At 72.1% G+C, this 21,906-nt stretch carries 19 protein-coding genes and 1 CRISPR repeat array; of the genes, 12 read left to right on the top strand and 7 right to left on the bottom strand.

What is annotated here, in order from left to right:
• Positions 1-23: 23 nt before the first annotated feature.
• The 6 genes from FF100_RS20870 (at position 24) to gatB (ending at position 5,201) form a co-directional block, all read left to right on the top strand.
• Positions 24-725, top strand: a complete 702-nt coding sequence (locus tag FF100_RS20870) for a metal-dependent hydrolase (protein WP_139037665.1) — start codon at positions 24-26, stop codon at positions 723-725.
• Between the two features lie 146 nt (positions 726-871).
• Complete coding sequence (locus tag FF100_RS20875; protein ID WP_139037666.1) at positions 872-1,315, top strand: hypothetical protein; 444 nt, start codon at positions 872-874, stop codon at positions 1,313-1,315.
• 111 nt (positions 1,316-1,426) lie between these two features.
• Positions 1,427-1,714 (top strand): Asp-tRNA(Asn)/Glu-tRNA(Gln) amidotransferase subunit GatC, encoded by a 288-nt coding sequence (gatC, locus tag FF100_RS20880; RefSeq protein ID WP_139037667.1) that lies wholly within the window; start codon positions 1,427-1,429, stop codon positions 1,712-1,714.
• 78 nt (positions 1,715-1,792) lie between these two features.
• Complete coding sequence (gatA, locus tag FF100_RS20885) at positions 1,793-3,325, top strand: Asp-tRNA(Asn)/Glu-tRNA(Gln) amidotransferase subunit GatA (RefSeq protein WP_171070276.1); 1,533 nt, start codon at positions 1,793-1,795, stop codon at positions 3,323-3,325.
• Positions 3,316-3,630 (top strand): hypothetical protein, encoded by a 315-nt coding sequence (locus FF100_RS20890; RefSeq protein ID WP_425463328.1) that lies wholly within the window; start codon positions 3,316-3,318, stop codon positions 3,628-3,630. Before gatA ends, FF100_RS20890 begins: the two co-directional genes overlap by 10 nt.
• A gap of 98 nt (positions 3,631-3,728) precedes the next feature.
• Positions 3,729-5,201: an Asp-tRNA(Asn)/Glu-tRNA(Gln) amidotransferase subunit GatB gene (gene gatB / locus FF100_RS20895; RefSeq protein WP_139037670.1), complete on the top strand. Its 1,473-nt coding sequence runs from the start codon at positions 3,729-3,731 to the stop codon at positions 5,199-5,201.
• Between the two features lie 320 nt (positions 5,202-5,521).
• On the opposite strand, the gene glcF is transcribed toward gatB, so the two are convergent.
• Both glcF and mbfA read right to left on the bottom strand, forming a co-directional pair.
• The gene (gene glcF, locus FF100_RS20900) at positions 5,522-6,865 is read right to left on the bottom strand and encodes a glycolate oxidase subunit GlcF (RefSeq protein ID WP_139037671.1); all 1,344 of its coding nucleotides are present in this window, start codon (positions 6,863-6,865) and stop codon (positions 5,522-5,524) included.
• A gap of 143 nt (positions 6,866-7,008) precedes the next feature.
• Entirely contained in the window at positions 7,009-7,977 is a 969-nt protein-coding gene (mbfA, locus tag FF100_RS20905) for an iron exporter MbfA (RefSeq protein WP_139037672.1), read from the bottom strand.
• Between the two features lie 234 nt (positions 7,978-8,211).
• Positions 8,212-9,277: a CRISPR direct-repeat array (repeat unit 29 nt; unit sequence GGCTCCCCCGCCTACGCGGGGATGGACCC).
• Between the two features lie 237 nt (positions 9,278-9,514).
• Here mbfA and FF100_RS20910 point away from each other — a divergent pair.
• The 3 genes from FF100_RS20910 to lpxK are packed head-to-tail and all read left to right on the top strand — an operon-like array spanning position 9,515 to position 12,515.
• Complete coding sequence (locus FF100_RS20910) at positions 9,515-10,246, top strand: lysophospholipid acyltransferase family protein (protein WP_139037673.1); 732 nt, start codon at positions 9,515-9,517, stop codon at positions 10,244-10,246.
• Positions 10,243-11,547, top strand: coding sequence for a 3-deoxy-D-manno-octulosonic acid transferase (locus FF100_RS20915; protein WP_139037674.1), 1,305 nt, complete (start codon positions 10,243-10,245; stop codon positions 11,545-11,547). Before FF100_RS20910 ends, FF100_RS20915 begins: the two co-directional genes overlap by 4 nt.
• Positions 11,544-12,515 carry a tetraacyldisaccharide 4'-kinase gene (gene lpxK / locus FF100_RS20920; protein WP_139037675.1) on the top strand — a complete coding sequence of 324 codons (972 nt, stop codon included), beginning with the start codon at positions 11,544-11,546 and terminating at the stop codon, positions 12,513-12,515. The genes FF100_RS20915 and lpxK overlap by 4 nt, the downstream gene beginning before the upstream one ends.
• On the opposite strand, the gene FF100_RS20925 is transcribed toward lpxK, so the two are convergent.
• On the bottom strand, positions 12,501-12,722 hold the full coding sequence (locus FF100_RS20925; RefSeq protein ID WP_139037676.1) for a DUF2093 domain-containing protein: 222 nt from the start codon (positions 12,720-12,722) through the stop codon (positions 12,501-12,503). The genes lpxK and FF100_RS20925 overlap by 15 nt on opposite strands.
• Before the next feature lie 152 nt (positions 12,723-12,874).
• Between FF100_RS20925 and FF100_RS20930 the strand changes: the two genes are divergently transcribed.
• The 3 genes from FF100_RS20930 to deoA are packed head-to-tail and all read left to right on the top strand — an operon-like array spanning position 12,875 to position 15,426.
• Positions 12,875-13,273, top strand: a complete 399-nt coding sequence (locus FF100_RS20930; protein WP_139037677.1) for a cytidine deaminase — start codon at positions 12,875-12,877, stop codon at positions 13,271-13,273.
• The gene (locus tag FF100_RS20935; RefSeq protein ID WP_139037678.1) at positions 13,270-14,091 is read left to right on the top strand and encodes a purine-nucleoside phosphorylase; all 822 of its coding nucleotides are present in this window, start codon (positions 13,270-13,272) and stop codon (positions 14,089-14,091) included. The genes FF100_RS20930 and FF100_RS20935 overlap by 4 nt, the downstream gene beginning before the upstream one ends.
• Before the next feature lie 21 nt (positions 14,092-14,112).
• Positions 14,113-15,426: a thymidine phosphorylase gene (gene deoA / locus FF100_RS20940; RefSeq protein WP_139037679.1), complete on the top strand. Its 1,314-nt coding sequence runs from the start codon at positions 14,113-14,115 to the stop codon at positions 15,424-15,426.
• Between the two features lie 404 nt (positions 15,427-15,830).
• On the opposite strand, the gene ppx is transcribed toward deoA, so the two are convergent.
• The 4 genes from ppx to FF100_RS20960 all read right to left on the bottom strand — a co-directional run bounded on the left by ppx (position 15,831) and on the right by FF100_RS20960 (position 21,893).
• Positions 15,831-17,366, bottom strand: coding sequence for an exopolyphosphatase (gene ppx, locus FF100_RS20945; protein ID WP_139037680.1), 1,536 nt, complete (start codon positions 17,364-17,366; stop codon positions 15,831-15,833).
• 63 nt (positions 17,367-17,429) lie between these two features.
• Positions 17,430-19,694: an RNA degradosome polyphosphate kinase gene (locus tag FF100_RS20950; protein ID WP_425463333.1), complete on the bottom strand. Its 2,265-nt coding sequence runs from the start codon at positions 19,692-19,694 to the stop codon at positions 17,430-17,432.
• 294 nt (positions 19,695-19,988) lie between these two features.
• On the bottom strand, positions 19,989-20,723 hold the full coding sequence (locus FF100_RS20955; RefSeq protein WP_139037681.1) for a P-loop NTPase family protein: 735 nt from the start codon (positions 20,721-20,723) through the stop codon (positions 19,989-19,991).
• Positions 20,724-20,747: 24 nt separating this feature from the next.
• Positions 20,748-21,893: an AI-2E family transporter gene (locus FF100_RS20960; protein WP_425463329.1), complete on the bottom strand. Its 1,146-nt coding sequence runs from the start codon at positions 21,891-21,893 to the stop codon at positions 20,748-20,750.
• Positions 21,894-21,906: the final 13 nt, after the last annotated feature.

The raw sequence follows: 21,906 nt of genomic DNA on the forward strand, positions 1-21,906 counted from the left end.
CCTCTTGGCCCGGAGATCATCCGATGCGCATCACCTGGTTCGGCCATTCCACCTTCCGCCTCGATTTCGGATCCTCCCACGTGTTGATCGATCCGTTCTTCAGCGGCAACCCGGCCTTCGAGGGCGACCGCAAGGCGGCGACCGAGGGGGCGACCCACATCCTGGTCACCCACGGCCACGGCGACCATGTCGGCGACACGGTCGAGATCGCCGCCGAGACCGGCGCCAGGGTCGTCACCAACTACGACCTGTGCATGTGGCTGGCCTCGAAGGGCGTGACGCAGTTCGAGCCGATGAACACCGGCGGCACCGTCGATGTCGGGGGGTTCAGGGTCAGCCTGGTGCGGGCCGACCACTCGGCCGGCATGAGCGAGGCGGGGGTCACGGTCCCGCTGGGGCTCCCGAACGGCGTGATCGTGCGCGCCGACGGCGAACCGACCGTCTACCACATGGGCGACACCGACATCTTCGGCGACATGGCGCTGATCCAGGAGATCTACCGCCCCGACGTGCTGATGGTGCCGATCGGCGACCGCTTCACCATGGGCGCCGACACCGCGGCGCTCGCCGTGACGCGGTTCTTCAAGCCGAAGGCCGTCATCCCCTGCCATTACGGCTCCTTCCCGATCGTCGATCCGAGCGCCGACCGCTTCGTCGCCGCCCTCGACGGCAGCGGCGTGCAGGTGATCGTGCCGCACAAGGGCACTGCCGTCACGGTGCAGTAGGACCGGCCGGCCGCCCTCCCCCGGGGGCGGCCGAAGCCGGCGGGGGCGGGCGCCCACGTTAAGGTTAACGAAAGGTTGACATGGCGAAGCGGGGCCGGCGGGATTAACGAAGCGTTAACCTGCCGTCTCCCGTGAACGAGGTCGCCGTGGCTGCCGTCATCCTTCCCTTCGCGCTCGCTGCCGGCCGTCAGGTGCAGGGCCCCGCCCCGCAGGATCCGGCCCCGCGCGACCACGGCTGGATGACCGTCGATCTCGACGGCGCGGTGAGCCCGCTGCGCGGCAAGCTGCCCGACGCGACCGGCCGCTTCCCCGGTCCGCCGGCTGCCCAGGCCCGGCGCGTGCCGGCCGAGGCCATCCTGGCGATCGGCCGCCGGATGCTCCGGTCCGCGCCGGCCGCGCAGGATCCGGCCCCGGCGCGCCCGCGGATGCCGCGCAAGCACAAGCTGATGCTGCTGACCGCGGCCGCCGTGCTCTATACCGGCGGCATGGAGGCGCGCCGGCACTTCAAGCCGCGGGCGGTGCTGATCGAGGTGCCGAGCACCCGGGCCAACGCCATCGCGGCTCTGCCGGTGCGGATGCCGGCGGCCTGACCGCCCCGCCCGTTGCGGCAGCGCGAAAGCCGGTGCTATAGCGCGCGGCGGCCGTGGCCCGGCTGCGGGCCGTGCCACGCCCGGTTTCCTGCCTGCCCGAACGGAGTGCTCATGTCGGTCGACGCCAAGACGGTCCGGCGCATCGCGCATCTGGCGCGGATCGCGGTCACCGACGACGAGGTGGCGCCGCTGCAGGACGAGCTGAACGCCATCCTGGCCTTCGTCGAGCAGCTCGACGCGGTCGACGTGTCCGGCATCGAGCCGATGACCTCGGTCACCCCGATGGCGATGAAAAGCCGCGAGGACGTGATCACCGATGGCGGCCATGCCCGCGAGATCGTGTTCAACGCGCCTCTGACCGAGGACCATTATTTCCTGGTGCCGAAGGTCGTCGAGTAATCGACCGAGACGACCCGCATCAAGGCACCCATGGCGGCCCACAGGCCCCGGCAGGAACCCAGGCCCCGCCAGGAGCCTATGCCCCGACAGGACGAGACGATCGTGAGCACCAAGCCGGCAGAGCTGACCGACCTCACCCTGGCGCAGGCCCGCGACGGCCTGCGGGCGAAGGACTTCTCCGCCCGCGAGCTGACCCAGGCCCATCTCGACGCGATCGAGAAGGCGCGGGTGCTGAACGCCTACCTGCTCGAGACGCCCGACCGGGCGCTCGCCATGGCCGAGGTCGCCGACCAGAAGCTCGCCGCCGGCGAGGCCCGCCCGCTCGAGGGCCTGCCGCTCGGCATCAAGGACCTGTTCTGCACCCACGGGGTCACCACCACGGCGGCCTCGAAGATCCTCGAAGGCTTCCAGCCGCACTACGAATCGACCGTCACCCACAACCTGTGGCGCGACGGCGCGGTGATGCTCGGCAAGCTGAACCTCGACGAGTTCGCCATGGGCTCGTCGAACGAGACCAGCGCCTACGGCCCGGTGATCTCGCCCTGGCGGCGCAAGGGTCCCGACGGAACGGGTGACGAGACCAAGCTGGTGCCCGGCGGCTCGTCGGGCGGCTCGGCCGCGGCGGTCGCGGCGCGCCTGTGCCTCGGGGCCACCGCCACCGACACCGGCGGCTCGATCCGCCAGCCGGCGGCCTTCACCGGCACCGTCGGCATCAAGCCGACCTATGGCCGCTGCTCGCGCTGGGGCACCGTCGCCTTCGCGTCGTCCCTCGACCAGGCCGGGCCGATCGCCCGCACGGTGCGCGACACCGCGATCCTGCTGACCTCGATGGCCGGCCACGACGACAAGGACACGACGTCCGTCAACCTGCCGGTGCCCGATTTCGAGGCGGCGGTGAACCGCGGCGTCAAGGGCCTGACCATCGGCATCCCGAAGGAGTACCGGGTCGAGGGCATGCCGGCCGAGATCGAGCGGCTGTGGCAGCAGGGCGCCGACTGGCTGCGCGATGCCGGCGCCAAGGTGGTCGAGGTCTCGCTGCCGCACACCCGGTACGCCCTGCCGGCCTACTACATCGTGGCGCCGGCCGAGGCGTCCTCGAACCTCGCCCGCTACGACGGCGTGCGCTACGGCCTGCGCGTGCCCGGCAAGGACATCGCCGGGATGTACGAGGCGACCCGCGCCGCCGGTTTCGGCCGCGAGGTCAAGCGCCGGATCATGATCGGCACCTACGTGCTGTCGGCCGGCTATTACGACGCCTATTACGTCCGGGCGCAGCAGATCCGCACCCTGATCAAGCGCGACTTCGAGCAGGTCTACGCCTCCGGCGTCGACGCGATCCTGACGCCCACCACCCCGTCCGCCGCCTTCGGTTTCGGCGAGAAGGCCAAGGCCGACCCGGTCGAGATGTACCTTCTCGACGTGTTCACCGTGACGGTGAACATGGCCGGCCTCCCCGGCCTCGCGGTGCCGGCCGGCCTCGACGCGCAGGGTCTGCCGCTTGGCCTCCAGCTGATCGGCCGTCCCTTCGACGAGGAGACGCTGTTCGCCGCGGGGCAGGTGATCGAGGACGCGGCCGGCCGCACCGCCCTGCCGCAGGCGTGGTGGGCGTGAACCACCCCACCGTCCCCTACTACCCGCCGGAAGTCTGGATCCTGGCGGCCTTCGATCCGGTGCTGATCGGGCTCGCGCTCTATCTCGGCTGGAAGGCGGACCAGTTCGGCAAGGTGGTGCTGGTCGCCATGATGGCGCTGGTCGCCTCGGTGCTGGTGTCGTGGGTTCTGACCGGGATCGGCGTGCCGTGGCCGGCCCCGATCGGGCGGGAACTCCCGACCTTCTTCCCCGTCCGCACCGCGGCGGCCCTCGCCTACGCGGTGATCGGCTACGCCGCCCGGCGGGTGATCGCGCCGCGCGCTTGACGCGCTTGACCGGCTGGCGCCGCCCTTCCTACTAGGCGCAACCGCTCCCCTCTCCCGCATGGGAGAGGGGGGAACCGCTTGAGAGACAGAAGACCCTCATGAACGCTCCCGTGAACCCCAAGAAGCTGATCAAGGGCGCGCTGGGCGACTGGGAGGTGGTGATCGGCATGGAGATCCATGCCCAGGTCACCAGCCGCTCGAAGCTGTTTTCCGGCGCGCCGACCGCCTTCGGGGCCGAGCCGAACGACAACGTCTCGCTGGTCGACGCCGCGATGCCCGGCATGCTGCCGGTGATCAACCGCGAATGCGTCGCGCAGGCGGTGCGCACGGGCCTCGGCCTCAAGGCGCAGATCAACCACCGCTCGGTGTTCGACCGGAAGAACTACTTCTACCCGGACCTGCCCCAGGGCTACCAGATCAGCCAGTACAAGAGCCCGATCGTCGGCGAGGGCGAGGTGCTGGTCGATCTCCCCGACGGCGAGAGCATCCGGGTCGGGATCGAGCGCCTGCACCTCGAGCAGGATGCCGGCAAGTCGCTGCACGACCAGCACCCGTCGATGAGCTTCGTCGACCTCAACCGGTCGGGCGTGGCGCTGATGGAGATCGTCTCGAAGCCGGACCTGCGCTCGTCGGAGGAGGCGAAAGCCTACGTGACGAAGCTGCGCACCATCCTGCGCTACCTCGGCACCTGCGACGGCGACATGGAGAAGGGGAACCTCCGCGCCGACGTGAACGTCTCGGTGCGCAAGGTCGGCGACCCCTTCGGCACCCGCTGCGAGATCAAGAACGTCAACTCGATCCGCTTCATCGGCCAGGCGATCGAGGTCGAGGCGCGGCGCCAGATCGCCATCATCGAGGATGGCGGCACGATCGACCAGGAGACCCGCCTGTTCGACCCGACCAAGGGCGAGACCCGCTCGATGCGCTCGAAGGAAGAGGCGCACGATTACCGCTACTTCCCCGACCCGGACCTGCTGCCGCTCGAATTCGACCAGGCCTTCGTCGATCGCCTCGCCGCCGGCCTGCCGGAGCTGCCCGACGCCAAGAAGGCCCGCTTCATCGAGTCCTACGGCCTGTCGCCCTACGACGCGACGGTGCTGGTGGCCGAGCGCGCCTCCGCCGACTACTACGAGGCGGTGGCCAAGGGCCGCGACGGCAAGATCGCGGCGAACTGGGTCATCAACGAGCTGTTCGGCCGCCTGAACAAGGAGGGCAAGAGCATCGAGGACAGCCCGGTCTCGGCGGCTCAGCTCGGCGCGATCGTCGATCTCATCGGCGACAACACCATCTCGGGCAAGATCGCCAAGGACGTGTTCGAGATCGTCTGGAGCGAGGGCGGCGAGCCGCGCCAGATCGTCGAGAGCCGGGGCCTGCGCCAGGTCACCGATACCGGCGCGATCGAGGCGGCGATCGATCAGATCATCGCGGCGAACCCCGACAAGGTCGAGCAGGCCAAGGCGAAGCCCACCCTGCTCGGCTGGTTCGTCGGCCAGACGATGAAGGCCACCGGCGGCAAGGCCAACCCGGCGGCGGTGAACGCGCTCCTGAAGGCGAAGCTCGGGATCGAGTGAGGGCGGAAGTCTTCCTTCTCCCCGTCGGGTGCAGGACTGTCGGGCAAAAGAAACAGCGCGGGCCTTCCCCCTCCCCCCTCTGCGGGGGAGGGTGGCGAACGAAGTGAGCCGGGAGAGGGGACGCCGCTTCCGGAGAGGTCACAACCGTGGTGACGGGCGCCCCCTGGATCAGCGCGCGCTGCCCCTCTCGGCGGGACTGCGTCCCGCTGCCCCGGCTCCGCTGGGCACCCTCCCCCCGACCTGGGCAAGTGGATAGGGACTTCGGGCAAGCCCGAGGTCCTTGGGGAGAGGAAGAACCAGCGCCTCTGTCTTGAGCCGAACTACTCCGCCGCCGCCAGCGCCGGGCGCCGGTCGGCCACGCCGTCGAGGGCAGCGGGGCGCGGGCCGCCGGTGGCCCAGTCGAGCAGTTCCACCGTGTGGACGATCGGGATCTCCGTGCCCTTCCCGATCTGGGTGGCGCAGCCGATATTGCCGGTGGCGATCACGTCGGGCCGCACGCGCTCGATATTGGCGACCTTGCGGGCGCGCAGGTGCGCGGCCAGCTCCGGCTGCAAAATGTTGTAGGTCCCGGCCGAGCCGCAGCAGATATGGCCCTCGGGCACGTCCTTCACGGTGAAGCCGGCGCGGGCGAGCAGCGCCTTCGGCTCGGTGCGCAGGCCCTGGCCGTGCTGCATCGAGCAGGCGGAGTGGTAGGCGACGACGAGGTCGGTCTCGACCACCGGCGCCGACAGGCCGAGGCCTGTCACGTACTCGGTCACGTCGCGGGCGATGGCCGACACCCGGGCGGCCTTCGCCGCATAGGCCGGGTCGTCGCGGAACATGAAGCCGTAATCCTTGATCGTGGTGCCGCAGCCGGACGCCGTGACCACGATGGCGTCCAGCCCCTCGCCGTCCATCTCGGCGATCCAGGCATCGATCGTGCGCCTGGCGAGCGCGTGCGACGAGTCCTCGTGGCCCATATGATGGGTGAGCGCACCGCAGCAGCCCTCCCCCTTGGCCTGAACCACCTCGACGCCGTGGCGGTTGAGCAGCCGGATCGCCGCCTCGTTGAAGTCCGGCCGCAGCACGCTCTGGGCGCAGCCGCGCAGCAGCGCCACCCGGCCGCGGCGCGGGCCGGCGGGCGGGAAACGGCCGGGCCTGTCATGGGCCGAGCGGGTCGGGAGCGCGCCGGGAGCGAGGTCGAGCATCGCGGCCAGCCGGTTGCCGACCTTCGGCATCTTCGCGGCAATGCCCCGGAACGGACGGCCGAGGGTGGCGCCGAGCAGCGCCAGGCGGAAGCGGTTCGGGTAGGGCAGCACGCGGGCCAGCACCGCCCGCAGGACACGGTCCTCCGCCGGGCGGGTATAGGTCTTCTCGATATGGGCGCGGGCATGGTCGACGAGGTGCATGTAATGCACCCCTGACGGGCAGGTGGTCATGCAGGACAGGCAGGACAGGCAGCGGTCGACGTGCTTGACCACCTCGGGGCTCGCCGGCTTCCCGCCCTCCAGCATGTCCTTGATCAGGTAGATGCGCCCGCGCGGCGAATCGAGCTCGTCGCCGAGCAGCAGGTAGGTCGGGCAGGTGGCGGTGCAGAAGCCGCAATGCACGCAGGTGCGCAGGATCTTCTCCGAGGCCGCCATGGCCGGGTCGGCGAGCTGCGCGGGGGTGAAACTGGTCTGCACGGCGGTTCCTCGGGACGGTTCTTTAGGGGGCGATTCTTCAGGGCCTTCGCGCCGTTTCTAGACCATTTTCAAGGTGGCGGGAGCGGCTTTCGCGACCGCCCCCCGCGCACGGTGCCGCATGGAGATCGGGCGACGGAACCGCCTCACGCGCTCCCGATCACGACCCCGGCGACGAGCACCATCACCCCGCCGAGCACCACCTGCAGGGCGGCGCGCCAGAACGGCGTCTCCATGTAGCGGGTGCGGATCGCCGAGATGGCGAGCAGCTCCACCGCCACCACCAGGGCGGCCAGCACGGTGGCGATGGCGAAGGCGTTCGGCCAGGCATCCGGCACCAGGTAGGGCAGCGTGTGGCCGAGGCCCCCGACCGCCGTCATCACCCCGCAGACGACGCCGCGCAGCCAGGGCGAGCCGCGGCCGGTGATGCTGCCGTCGTCGGACAGGGCCTCGGTGAAGCCCATGCTGATCCCGGCGCCGATCGAGGCCGCGAGGCCGACGAGGAAGGTCTGCCCGTTGTTGTGGGTGGCGAAGGCGGCGGCGAAGAGCGGCGCCAGGGTCGAGACCGAGCCGTCGATCAGCCCGGCGAGGCCCGGCTGGACGTAGCGCAGCACGAACAGGCGATGGGCGGCGCGGGCTTCCTCGGCGGCGGCGTCGCCGGTCTCCTGCTCGGCCGTCAGCGCCCCAGCCCGGCGGCCGTGGCCGCGCTCGATCTCGGCGAGCCGGACGAAGAGCTGGCGCACCCCGAGATCGCGGGTCAGCGCCGCCGCCCGCTCGTAGAAGCCCGCGGACCGCTCCTCCATCGCCTGCGCCTCCCGCCGCAGCCGGGCGGCATCGAGCCCCTGCCACCACACCGCCCGGCGCCGCGGGAAGCCCTTCACGTCCTCCCGCCGCAGCGGCGGCAGGTGCTCGCCGAAGCGCTCGCGATAGGCGGCGGTGAGATCGTCGCGGTGACCCTGCTCCTCGTCGGCCATGGCCTCGAACAGCCCGGCCGAGCCCGGCAGCTCGGCCCGCAGGCTTTCGGCGAAGCTGCGATAGATGCGCGAATCCTCCTCCTCGCTGGCGATGGCCAGCGCGAGCACCTCGCGCTCGGTGAGATCGGTCAGGGCTTTCACGGGCGGACTCCTGTTTGGAATGGCTCCAATTTATAGATTGGACTAATTCTAAACAAGGGCTGGCGCGGGGTTGCGGTGAGCGCAGGATTGCCGGCGCGCCGGGACCAGGGAGCGATCGCGCTGGACGGCCAAGGCCGGAGCCGGCATTCTCCAGAGACGAGGAGATAGATATTTTTTCCTATCTCACCGTCGTTGTTTGATATTGTGAATCGTGACAGCGACTTAGCTCGTAGAGGCTCCCCCGCCTACGCGGGGATGGACCCCCGTCGTGGCCGGGTCGGGGGCCGGCGCAGGCGGCTCCCCCGCCTACGCGGGGATGGACCCCCTTTATGTCGCCCGGCCCGCCTCCTCCTCGGGGCTCCCCCGCCTACGCGGGGATGGACCCGCGGCTTGCCGAAGCACGTCGTTCGGGCCCTGGGCTCCCCCGCCTACGCGGGGATGGACCCGCCGCCCTCGGGGTTGAGGGCGAGCAGATGCTGGCTCCCCCGCCTACGCGGGGATGGACCCGCGGCGCTCGGCGTCGGACAGGGTCAGGGCTCGGCTCCCCCGCCTACGCGGGGATGGACCCGGCTCGTCGCAGTAGAAGCAGGCAGCGCCGTCGGCTCCCCCGCCTACGCGGGGATGGACCCCCGTAAAAATACGGGGAGCCGATGTATTGGCCGGCTCCCCCGCCTACGCGGGGATGGACCCGTCGCGCAGCCCCCGCCGGTCTCGGCCGAAAAGGCTCCCCCGCCTACGCGGGGATGGACCCGCCGACGTGGCGACGATCTGCCCGGACTGGGAGGCTCCCCCGCCTACGCGGGGATGGACCGCGGCCGTTCGAGGGTGACGAGGGCTACAAGGAGGCTCCCCCGCCTACGCGGGGATGGACCCCCGGGCGACAGGGCGAGGGTCTGTTCGAGACTGGCTCCCCCGCCTACGCGGGGATGGACCCGGCTCGTCCCCGTTACGGTCACCGGCACCGGCGGCTCCCCCGCCTACGCGGGGATGGACCCCCTATCGCTCGCCGTCGCGGCGTTGTGGCACCGGCTCCCCCGCCTACGCGGGGATGGACCCTCAAAATGGTCTGTCCAGGGGTCCGCATAGACGGCTCCCCCGCCTACGCGGGGATGGACACCTCCTCGGATGACGCTTCGTGCCTGCGCGAGCGGCTCCCCCGCCTACGCGGGGATGGACCCTCGGGCAGTGCTACGCGTCCGGCAACAGCGGTGGCTCCCCCGCCTACGCGGGGATGGACCCGGGGCGACCTCGTCCAGGTACCAGGCGACCGAGGCTCCCCCGCCCAAGCGGGAATGGACCCACGCCCGGGTTCGGCGTCTCGGTCGTCAAGGCGTCTCCCCCGCCCAAGCGGGGACCGGCAAGGCCCCCTCCCGCGTGCGGCACCGCACGTCCCCACCGGCCGCTACAACCTGCCGGCGGTTGCCTCGCGGGCCCGAACGGAGCATGACGGCGCCCGGATTCGCGGGGGGCCTCGCGCCCTGTCCGGGGCGGAATCGGCGCGTCCCTCGCGAGAGCGTCCCCGCCACGAAGTGCCCGCATGAGCGCCGTCACCCGCATCGCCCGCAGCCGGGCCGCCCAGGAGAGCCTCGGCTTCCTCGGCGCGAGCTACCTCTCGCTGGTGCGGCGCACCAACCGCTTCAGCCTCGATCCGCCGGAGGCCTATGACTGGCTGTCGCCGCTGCGGCCGTTCATCATCGGCATGTGGCACGGCCAGCACCTGATGGTGCCGTTCGTGCGCCGGCCGCAGGACCGGGCCGCCACCATGGTGTCCCGCTCGGTCGATGGCGGGGTGAACACCGCGGTGCTCGAACGCATGGGCGTGCGGGTGATCCGCGGCTCCGGGGCCCGGCGCGCCAGCGACATGTGGGCGAAGGGCGGGGTAGCGGCCCTGCGCGGCTGCCTCAAGGCGCTGGAGGACGGCGAATCGGTGGCGTTCAGCGCCGACGTGCCGAAGGTGTCGCGGCGCTGCGGCGAGGGCATCGTGATGCTGGCCCGGCTCTCCGGCCGCCCGGTCGTGCCGACCGCCGTGGTGACGAGCCGCTATCTCCAGTTCGACAGCTGGGACCGGGCGAGCCTCGGCCTGCCCTTCGGCCGCGGCGTGATGGCCTTCGGCGCACCGATCACGGTGCCCCGCGACCTCGACGCGGACGGGATCGAGGCGGCGCGCCTGCGCATCGAGACCGACCTCAACGCCGTGCATGCCCGAGCCTTCGCGCAGGTCGGCCGGGTCGATCCGGTGCATACCCGCAGGGAGACGACCGCCCGATGAGGCACGAGGGCGTTCCGGCGCTGCTGCGCGCCTACCATTACGGGCTGATCGCCGGCGAGCCGGCTTTGGCCGGCCTGCTGGCCTGGCGCCGTCGGCGCGGCAAGGAGGATCCGGTCCGCCTGCCCGAGCGCACCGGGCGGCCGGGCCGGCCGCGCCCCGCGGGTCCCCTGGTCTGGGCCCACGGCGCCAGCATCGGCGAGGCGCTGTCGCTCCTCGGCCTCGTCGAGCGCCTGACCGGGCGCGGCTTCACGGTGCTCGTCACCTCCGGCACCCGCACCTCGGCGGAGCTGCTGGCGCGGCGCCTGCCCCGCGGCGCCCTGCACCAGTTCGCGCCCCTCGACGCGCCGCGCTACGTCGCGCGCTTCCTCGACCATTGGCGGCCGGACCTCGCGCTGGTCGCCGAATCGGAATTGTGGCCCAACACCATCCTGGCGCTGCACGCGCGCGGCGTGCCGCTGATCCTGGTCAACGGGCGGATGTCGGAGCGCTCGGCCCGCGGCTGGGCGCGCACCCCCGCGGTGGCCCGGGCGATCCTGTCGCGCGTCGCCCTCTGCCTCGCCCAGAGCCAGGAGGAGGCGGAGCGCTTCGCCCGCCTCGGCGCGCCGCGGGTCGTGGCCGGCGGCAACCTGAAATTCGACGCCGGCCCGCCGCCGGCGGATCCCGAGCAGCTGCGCCAGGTCGCCGGGGTGATCGGCGACCGCCCGGTCTGGCTCGCCGCCTCGACCCATCCGGGCGAGGAGGCGGCGGCGACGGCCGCCCACAAGGCGCTGGCACGCCGGCATCCGGGTCTGCTCACCATCGTGGTGCCGCGCCATCCCGAGCGCGGTCCTCTCGTCGCCGCCGACGCCACCGCGGCGGGCCTCCGGGTCGGGCGCCGGTCGGCGGGCGGCCAGCCGCACGACAAGGTCGATCTCTACGTCGCCGACACGGTGGGCGAGCTCGGCCTGTTCTACCGCCTGTGCCCGCTCGTCTTCGTCGGCGGCTCGCTCGCCCGCCACGGCGGCCAGAACCCGATCGAGCCGGCCCGCCTCGGCGCCGCGATCCTGTACGGCCCGCACGTGCGCAACTTCGCCCCGGTCTACGCCGCCCTCGCGCGCGCCGGCGGCGCCCGCGCGGTGCGGGACGGGCAGGAGCTGACCGCCGCCCTCGACGAGTTCCTGGGCGATGCCGCCGGCCGTCAGGCGCTGGCCCGCGCCGGCCATGAGGCGATCGCGTCCGCCGGCGGCGCCACCGACCGGGCGATGGCCGCCCTCGAACCCTTCATCTGCCAATTGAAGATCGCCGGGCGGTTCGCCTCGTGAGGGCGCCGGGCTTCTGGTGGCACGAGGCACCGACGCCGGCCGCCCGGCTGCTCGCCCCCGTCGCGGCCGTCTACGGCGCGCTCGCCGCCCGCCGGATGGTAAGGCCCGGGGCGGCGGCGCCCTGCCCGGTGGTCTGCATCGGCAATCTCACCCTCGGCGGCGCCGGCAAGACCCCGACCGCTCTCGCGGTGGCGGCGCTGCTGCGCGACCTCGGCCGGCGCCCGGCTTTCCTCAGCCGGGGCTATGGCGGGCGCCTGCCCGGCCCGGTGCGGGTCGATCCGGCGCGCCACGGCGCGGGCGATGTCGGCGACGAGCCGCTGCTCCTCGCCCGCGCCGGCCCGGCGATCGTCGCCCGCGACCGGATGGCGGGGGCCGCGGCCTGCCGGGAGGCCGGCGCCGACGTGGTGGTGATGGATGACGGGTTGCAGAACCCGAGCCTCGTCAAGGACCTGGCGCTGGCGGTGTTCGACGGCGCGGTCGGGATCGGCAACGGGCTTGTCGTTCCGGCGGGTCCCCTGCGGGCCCCGGCCGAGATGCAATGGCCGCGGATCCACGCCGCCCTGGTGATCGGCGAGGGCGCACCCGGCGCGCGGATCCTGGCGGAGGCGCGGCGGCGAGGGCTGCCGGCCCTGGGCGGGCGGCTGGTGCCCGCCCCGGAGGCCGCCGCATCCCTGCGCGGCCGCCGGATCCTGGCCTTCGCGGGGATCGGCCGGCCACAGAAATTCTTCGCGACCCTGCGCGACCTCGGGGCCGACCTGCGCGAGACCCGCGCCTTTCCCGACCACCACGCCTTCACGGCGGCGGAGGCCGAGAGCCTGGCGGCGGAGGCGGCGCGCCGGGATCTCATGCTGGTGACGACCGAGAAGGACCGGGTGCGGCTCCCCGCCGGCATGCCGGTCGCGACGCTGCCGGTGGTGCTGGCGCTCGACGGGGCGGAGATTCTGGTGGAACGGCTACGGCGCCTGTGACGCCGCCCGCAGGCGCACCATCACGGCGTCGGGATCGGCATAGGCCTCCTGGCGCTCGACGCTCCAGTAGCGCAGGGCGTCGAGGGGGATCTCGACCCCGGTCACGGCGCAGCGCACGAACCGGCCCGGCCGCACCACCCGCAGGTTGCTGTCGCCGTACTCGACCACGGCCTCGCCGGACCCGCCGCGCTCGAACCGTCCCAGCATCGCGTCATTCCTCTCAACGGCCCATCCGAGGCGGCATGTCCGAGGGTTTAGGGCGCCGGCGCCGGCTTGTCGACGGGCTCGACGGGGGACGCGCGCGGGGCCATGATCGCGGCCCCGACCATCGCGCTCCCGAGAGCGAGCAAGGGCCGAGAATGGACCCGATTGAGACCCTGTTCTCCGCCGCCCGCGCGGCGCAAGGCCGGGCGCACGCGCCCTATTCGCGCTTCCGCGTCGGCGCGGCGATCCGCGACGAGGCGGGCGCGGTGCATGCCGGCTGCAACGTCGAGAACGCCGCCTACCCGGTCGGCACCTGCGCCGAGGCCGGCGCGATCGCCGCGATGATCGCGCAGGGCGGCCGGCGCATCGCCGCCATCCTGGTGCTGGGCGACGGCGCGGCGCTCGTCACGCCCTGCGGCGCCTGCCGCCAGCGCATCCGCGAATTCGCCGGGCCCGACACCCCGATCCACGTCGCCGGCCCGGAGGGGCTGCGCCGGACCTTCACCCTCGACGAGCTCTTGCCCGCCTCGTTCGGGCCGGACAATCTCGCGTGAGCGCGCCCGACGATCCGCGCGTGGCGGAGGCCGCCGCCTTCCTGCGGGCGCGCGGCCTCGCCGGCGGGTACAGGCTCGCCCTCGTCACCGGGACCGGGCTCGGATCCCTCGCCGAGCGGCTGACCGGCACGATCGTCCTGCCCTACGGCGAGATCCCGCACTTTCCGGCATCCGGGGTGTCGGGCCATGCCGGGCGGCTGGTGGCGGGGACCTTGAGCGGGGAACGGGTGCTGCTGTTCCAGGGACGCGCTCATCCCTACGAGCACGGCGACGCCGCGGTGATGCGGGTGCCGGTCGGCGTGGTGGCGGCCTTGGGCGCGCCGCCGCTCCTCCTCACCAACGCGGCGGGCTCGCTCCTGCCCGGGGCCGGGCCCGGCAGCCTCGCGCTGATCACTGACCACATCAACCTGTCGGGACTGAACCCGCTCTACGGCGAGCCGTCCGACACCCGCTTCGTGCCGATGGTCGAGGCCTACGATCCGGCCTTGCGGGCGGCGCTGACGGCGGCGGCGGCGGAGAGCGCCATCACGCTGCATGCCGGCGTCTATGCCTGGTTCTCCGGCCCGAGCTTCGAGACCCCGGCCGAAATCCGCATGGCGAAGACCCTGGGCGCCGACCTCGTCGGCATGTCGACGGCACCCGAGGTGATCCTGGCACGGTTCTTCGGCCTGCGGGTCGCCGCACTCTCGCTGGTGACCAACTACGCCGCCGGTTTCGAGTCCGGCGCCCCGCATCACGCGGAGACCAAGCGGGTGGCGGCGCAGGCGGCCGACGATGTCGGGCGCCTCGTCGCGGCACTCCTCGCCCGCGATCTCTGACCTCTGTCTCCAGGACGCACCATGACGCTGCTGCCGCAGGAACTGATCCGACTCAAGCGCGACGGCCACGCCCTGCCTCCGGAGGCGATCGAGGCCTTCATCGCCGGGCTGACCGAGGACCGGGTCACCGAGGGACAGGCGGCGGCCTTCGCGATGGCGGTGTTCTTCCGCGGCCTTTCGCTGCCCGAGCGCGTCGCGCTCACCCGGGCGATGACGCGCTCGGGCACGGTGCTGACCTGGGACCTGCCCGGGCCGGTCCTCGACAAGCACTCGACCGGCGGCGTCGGCGACACGGTGAGCCTCCCCCTCGCCCCGATGGTCGCGGCCTGCGGCGGCTACGTGCCGATGATCTCGGGACGCGGCCTCGGCCATACCGGCGGCACCCTCGACAAGCTCGACAGCGTCCCGGGCTACACCACGGCCCCGGATCTCGACCTGTTCCGGTGCGTCACCCGCGAGGCCGGCTGCGCGGTGATCGGCCAGACCCCGGACCTCGCCCCGGCCGACCGCCGGCTCTACGCCATCCGCGATGTCACAGGCACGGTGGAATCCCTCGACCTGATCACCGCCTCGATCCTGTCGAAGAAGCTCGCCGCCGGGCTCCAGGGCCTGGTGATGGACGTGAAGGCGGGCTCGGGGGCCTTCATGGCGCGCACCGAGGAGGCGCGCGGCCTCGCCGAGAGCCTGGTCACGGTGGCGAACGGCGCCGGCCTGCCGACCCGGGCGCTCCTCACCGACATGGACCAGCCCCTGGCCTCGGCCGCCGGCAACGCCGTCGAGGTCGCCTACGCCCTCGACTACCTCGCCGGGCGCCGGCGCGAGCCGCGCTTCCACGCCGTCACCCTGGCACTCGGCGCCGAGATGCTGGTGCTGGGGGGCTTGAGCCCCGACACGATCGAGGCCACCGCCCGCCTGGAGGAGGCCCTGACCTCCGGCCGTGCCGCGGAGGTCTTCGCCCGCATGACGGCCGCCCTCGGCGGGCCCGCCGACCTGATCGAGCATCCCGAACGCCACCTGCCGCGGGCGCCGGTGATCCGTCCGGTTCACGCTCCCGAGGCGGGCCGGGTCACCTCCATTGCGACTCGGGACGTCGGCGTCGCGGTGATCGGCCTCGGCGGCGGCCGCACGCGCCCGCAGGACGCGATCGACCACGCCGTCGGCCTCACCGGGCTGGCCGGGGTCGGCGACGAGGTGGGGCCGGAGCGGCCGCTGGCCTGGGTGCATGCCCGCAGCGAAGCGGAGGCCGCGCGGGCGGAGGCCGCGATCGTGGCGGCCTACTCGATCGGGGGGCACGCGGCGGCGGAACGGCAGGTGATCCTCGAACGGGTCGGGTAGCGATCTGCGCGTACGGGGAAGATGGTTGGATCTGCATCGGGACCCGTGCCCCGCACCGTCGTTCTTTCACGGATGACGTTTTGTCCGTCCGGCACAGGACGATGCCGATGAGCGTCGACTTTCGATGCTCGCGCGGGTCCCCTCTCCCGAGGGGAAAGGGGGCCCTATCCAGAAATTGCTCCGCGAATCCGGGGACGTGGCAGCGGCTATCATACCGTCGCGCCTTCGAACAGATCTGTTCGAAAGCGCAAGGCAAGCCCGAACGGGCGTCGGCGCTGATGCGCCGGACGCCTTGGCATCGACGTGTCGATGCCAGGGCGCGGGGGTATTATTGAGGCCAGGCGTCGGACCGGCGGTCATCCGACGTCACCTGCCAGCCGCCCCCGAAGAGCGGGGATCTCCCCTCACCCCCCAATTTCGATCCGCGCCTCGACCCCGAGCAGCCGCCCGAGCCCGCGCAGCCGGTTCGACAACCGGTCGCTGGCGAGGTCCTTCAGGTCGTGCGGCAGGGTGAGAACGATCGCGCCGTCGCGCATCGCCAGCGGCGTGCGCGGCAGGATACCCGCCATCGCCACCGAGACCGGAAAAGCGACGCGCAGCACTGCGCCGAGCAGCCGCGCCTGCTCGAACAAGCGCGGACCGGCGAGCTGGCGCAGGAGCGGGCTCGCCTTTTCGGGGGCGACGCCCTCGTGGCGGAAGAACACCGCCACGGCGAGGTAGGCCCGGCCCGGATGGTCGATGCCGACGAAGGAGGCGTGGGCGATGACGTTGAGGCTCTGCTCGCCGCGATAATCCGGATGGGTGCGCCAGCCGACATCGGCGAGGAGACAGGCGGCGTGGCGCAGCCGGCGCTCGTCGGCGGTTTCCGGGGTCGACAGGCTCGCCATGAAGGCGTCGGTCCAGGCCTGCAATTCGGGGCCGTGGCCCGGGCTGCGGCAGCGCAGGCGGTTGAGCTCGTCGGCCGCCAGCAGCAGCGGGTCGCGGGCACGGGCGGCGGCGTCGAGCTTCTCGAACAGCAGGCCCTCGCGCACGCCGGTGGCCGACACCGCGATCTCGCGCGGGCGGCCCGACCGGATCACCTCCTCCAGCACCACCGCCCCGTAAGCCAGCAGCGGCCGGCGCGCCTCGGACACGCTCTCGACCGCGGCGAGCGTCGCGGCGTCGGATTGCTCGACGACTTGGAGGAACGACAATTCGTCGTTGGGCTCGATGGTGTAGCCGTGCATCACGTGCAGGCGGTAGTCGCGCGCCGCCTGGTGCAGGCGGGCCAGCGCCCGCCAGGTGCCGCCGACGGCGTAGAAGGTACGGCCCTTCAACGTGTCGAGCTGCGGGCCGGCCTTCTTGAGGGCTTCCGCAGCGAGCTTGCGGGCTTTCTTCAGCGAGCCACCGCTGAGGTCCTGGAGCGCCAGCCCGCCGAGCGGCATGGTCACGCCGCTGCCGATCGCCGAGCCGCGCACGTCGACGAGTTCGAGGCTACCGCCGCCGAGATCGCCCACCACGCCGTCCGGCGCGTGGAACCCCGAGATGACGCCGTAGGCCGACAGCTCCGCCTCGCGCCGGCCGGAGAGCAGCTCGATCGGGTGGCCGCAGGCGGCGTCGGCCGCCTCGAGGAAGGCCGGGCCGTTCTCGGCGTCGCGGGCGGCGGCGGTGGCGAGGACGAAGACCTGGCCGACATGCATCGTCTCGCACAGGACCCGGAACCGGGCCAGCGCCTGGAGCGCCCGGCGCACCGCCTCCTCGTTGAGGCGGCCGGTGGTGAGCACGTTGCGGCCCAAGCCGCACAGGACCTTCTCGTTGTAGAGCGGCGTCGGCGCCCGGCCGATGCCCGAATAGGCGACCAGCCTGACGGAGTTCGAGCCGATGTCGATGATGGCGACGGGAGCGCCGGGCTCGATCCGGGCGAGCGCGGCTTCGTTCAGGGCGGTCTGATCCAGGCCCATCCAGGTCCTCATGACGGGAGCGCCGCCCGACGAAAGGCCCCGGGACCGGCCCGGACCGCCGCGTCAGGCGCGCTGGGCGCGCCGGCTGAGCGCGCGCGGACTCGATTTCTTCGATGCCTTCCCGCGCCCCGACAGGCTCGGGTTGGTCATGAAATACTTGTGCGCGTTGAAGGGTTCCTCGCCCACGGCGGGCTCGATCCGCTCGCTCGCACCGGAGGCCAGTACACGCCAGCTCTGCTGGTTGTCGAGGAGATTCGCCATCATGATCTGGTCGAGCACCTGCTGGTGCACCGTCGGGTTGAGGATCGGCAGCATCGCCTCCACCCTGCGGTCGAGGTTGCGGCTCATCAGGTCCGCCGAGGCGATGTAGACCCGGGCCTTGGGGTGCGGCAGCCCGGCGCCGTTGCCGAAGGCGTAGACCCGGCCGTGCTCGAGGAAGCGCCCGACGATCGACTTGACCCGGATGTTCTCCGACAGGCCCGGTACCCCGGGCCGCAGGCAGCAGATGCCGCGCACGATGCAGTCGATCGGCACGCCGGCCTCGCTGGCATCGTAGAGCGCGTCGATGATCTGGGTGTCGACGAGCGAGTTGCACTTGATCCAGATCGCCGCCGGCCGCCCGGCCTTCGCATGGGCGATCTCCTCGGCGATGTGCTCCAGGAGCCGCGCCTTGAGGGTCAGCGGCGAGACTGCCATCCGCTCCAGCTCCGCCGGCTCGGCATAGCCGGTGATGAAGTTGAAGATCCGCGAGACGTCGCGGCCGATCACCGGGTCGGCGGTGAAGAACGACAGGTCGGTGTAGATCCTGGCGGTGATCGGGTGGTAGTTGCCGGTGCCGACGTGGCAGTAGCTCACCAGGCGGTCGCCCTCGCGGCGCACCACCATCGAGAGCTTGGCGTGGGTCTTCAGCTCGATGAAGCCGAACACCACCTGCGCGCCGGCCTTCTCGAGGTTGCGGGCCCAGCGGATGTTGGCCTCCTCGTCGAAGCGCGCCTTCAGCTCGACGAGGGCCGTGACGGACTTGCCGGCCTCCGCCGCCTCGGCGAGCGCCGCGACGATCGGCGAGTTCGACGAGGTGCGGTAGAGCGTCTGCTTGATCGCCACCACGTTCGGGTCGCGGGCGGCCTGGGACAGGAACTGCACCACCGCATCGAACGACTCGTAGGGGTGGTGGACGATGAAGTCCTTCTGGCGGATCGCCGCGAAGCAATCGCCGCCGCTCTCGCGGATGCGCTCGGGGAAGCGCGGGTTGTAGGGCTTGAACTTGAGGTCCGGCCGGTCGATGCCGACGATCTGGGACAACTCGTTGAGGGCGAGCATCCCCTCGACGAGGAAGATCGCATCGACGGAGATCTCGAGCTCGTCGGCGACGAAGTTGCGCAGGTCCTCCGGCATGCCGGCATCGACCTCGAGCCGGATCACCACGCCGCGGCGGCGCTGCTTGAGCGCCGTCTCGAAGTGGCGCACCAGATCCTCGGCCTCCTCCTCGATCTCGAGGTCGGAATCGCGCACCACCCGGAAGCTGCCCTGGCCCTTGACGAGGTAGCCCGGGAACAGCCGGCTCGTGAACAGCACGATCACCTGCTCGATGGCGATGAACCGGGCGGTGCCGCTGCCGGTCGGATCGGGCAGGCGCACGAAGCGGTCGATGATCGAGGGCAGGCGAATCAGCGCGCGCAGCACCCGCGCGTCGCGCGGCCGCACCAGGGTGAGCGCGATGGTCGAGCCGAGATTCGGGATGAACGGGAACGGGTGCGCCGGATCGATGGCGAGCGGGGTCAGGACCGGGAAGATGTGCTGGAGGAAGTAGTCCTCGAGCCAGGCCGCCTCCTCGGCGGTGAGGTCCATCGCCTCGACGAGATCGATGGCGTGCTCGTGCAGGAACTCGCGCAGCTCGCGCCAGCGCCGCTGCTGGTCGCGGGCGAGGCCCGACACCTCGGCGTCGATGCGGGCGAGCTGCTCGGCCGGCGAGAGGCCGTCGGCGGAGGGCGCGGTGAGCCCGGCCCGGACCTGGTCGTGCAGGCCGGCGACCCGCACCATGAAGAACTCGTCGAGGTTGTTGGCCGAGATCGACAGGAAGCGCAGCTGCTCCAGCAGCGGGTGTCCGGTGTTCGAGGCCTCCTCCAGCACCCGGCGGTTGAACTGCAGCCAGGACAATTCACGGTTCACGAAACGGCCGGGTTCGTGGCGCAGGGCCCGGCCGGCCTCCACCGCCTCGGCCTTGGCCCGGCGGGCCGCCGCCTGCGCGGCCTCGGCCTCGTCGGCGGCGCGCACCGCCTCGGGAGTCGCGAGCCCCTCGGTCGCGTCGTGACGGGCACCCTCGGCCACGGGCGTCGCCTCGGTCTCGTCGAGGACCGGGATGGCACTGGCTCCGGCAGCGGTGTCCGACACGTTTGCTCCTCCTTGGATCGACGCCGGGTCAGGGCTTGCAGCCCTCCCCGGTGACAGGACAGTTTGACATTTGCATGAAGGCCGGCGGCACCCCGCCCACTTCGCCCTGCGGACCCGTCGGGCAGGACTTAGTGCAGCGCCCGGCGAAGGGGATACCGGACCGCCTCGGAAAATCCGGCAAAATCAAAGACCTAGAGCAGCGTCCGGTGGCACGGGCGAGCGAAGGACGGCCTAACCCTCGTCGTCCGGCTCCTCCCCGCCCTCGTCGTCGCGCCCATCCTCCTCGCCGCCTTCCAGGGCCGCGAGCGTGGCGAGCGCCAGCGGCCGGGTGATGCGTCGGCGCCGGCTCAACCCCTCGCGGTCGAGGAGCGCCACCACGTCGCGGGCGCGCGCCAGCGACCGGTCGAGGCGCAGGGTCAGCGCGTCGACCACGCTGGTATCGACGACGAGCTGGCGATCGAGGAACAGCTTCACCAGCACGACCTTGAGCAGCGCCTCGTCCGGCGGCCCGAGGCTCACGCCGGGCGCGAGGCGCAGGCGCGAGCGCAGATCCGGCGTCGCGAGGCCCCAGGCCTCGACCGGGCCGGAGCCCGTCACCACGACGCTGAGGCCCCGCTCGCGCACGAGGTTGAGGAGATGGAACAGGGCCTTCTCGTCGCGGCCCTCCGCCCGGTCGGCATCCTCGATCACCAGGGCGTCGGCGTGCGCGAGGTCCGGTACCGCCTCCGCCGTCACCGCAGCGACCGGCACCGTGAGGGCGCCGGACCGCTCGGCGAAGATCGCCGCGAGGTGAGTCTTGCCGCTGCCCGGCGGGCCGGTGAGCACCAGCACCCGGTCCGGCCAGTCGGGCCAGGCCTCGATGCGGGCATACGCCCCCTCGTTGGAGGGGCTGACCAGGAAGTCCTCGAGGCCGTAGCGCGGGGCGACGGGCAGGTCGAGGGCGAGCTGTCGCGGCTGGTCGGACATGCGGGGCGCGGGGTCTCTGAGCGGTCAGGGCTTCGATATGGCGGGCGGCACGGCTTTCGCCACCACCGGCTTGGCCACCACCACCGCCGCGTCGGCGCCGAGGATCGGCGTCCCGTCGTGGTAGAGCCGGCTCTCCAGGTAGCGCTTCACCCCGAACCGGGCGATCACGCCGAGGGCCGCCGCCACCGGCACCGCCAGCAGCAGGCCGAGGAAACCGAACAGCGAGCCGAAGGCCAGGAGCGCGAACATCAGCCAGACCGGGTGCAGCCGCACCGCGTCGCCGACGAGCTTGGGCTGGAGCACGTTGCCTTCCAGGAACTGCCCGACCAGGAACACCCCGACCGTCAGCACCACCGAGACCCAGTCGGGCCAGAACTGCACCAGGGCGACGCCGGTCGAGAGCAGGAAGCCAGTGAGCGAGCCGACATAGGGGATGAAGGTGAGGAAACCGGCCATCAGGCCGATCAGCACGCCGAAATTCAGCCCGACCAGCCACAGGCCGACGGCGTAGAACGTGCCGAGGATCAGGCAGACCAGGCTCTGGCCGCGGATGAAGGCGGTGATGGCGCCGTCGATGTCGCGGGCGAGCATCCGGGCGGTGTCGCGATGGCGCGGCGGCACCCAGCGGTCGAGGGTGGCGATCATCCGGTCCCAATCGACCAGCAGGTAGAACGCCACCACGGGCGTCACCACGAGCAGCGAGACAATGCCGACGACCGCCTGGCTCCCCGACCACAGCGAGCGCAGGAAGCCGAGGATCCAGGCCACCGCCTGGCCCATCAGGTTGCCGACGGAGGATTGCAGCTCCTGGAGCGCCCCGTGCCCGCCGGCCCGCTCGATCAGGGGCCCAGCCCGCTCGACGATGATCGCCTGGAGCTTCGCGATCATCGCCGGCAGCGAGGCGACGAGGGCCGCGACCTGGTTCGCCGCGAGCGGCACCACCAGGATCAGGACGAGGATCAACCCGAACAGGAACACCGCCAGGATGATCAGCGTCGCGGTGAGCCGCCCGAGCCCGAGGCGCTCCAGCCGGTCCGCGACCGGATCGAGGGCGTAGGCCAGCGCCGCGCCGGCGACGAAGGGCAGGAGCACGTCGCGCAGCTGGTAGAGCAGGAAGACCAGCACGGCGAGGACGGCCAGGGTGAGGGCCGCCCGGCGTTGGATCGGCATCGCGGTTCGAGCC

This window comes from Methylobacterium terricola (assembly GCF_006151805.1).
Lineage (GTDB): Bacteria > Pseudomonadota > Alphaproteobacteria > Rhizobiales > Beijerinckiaceae > Methylobacterium > Methylobacterium terricola.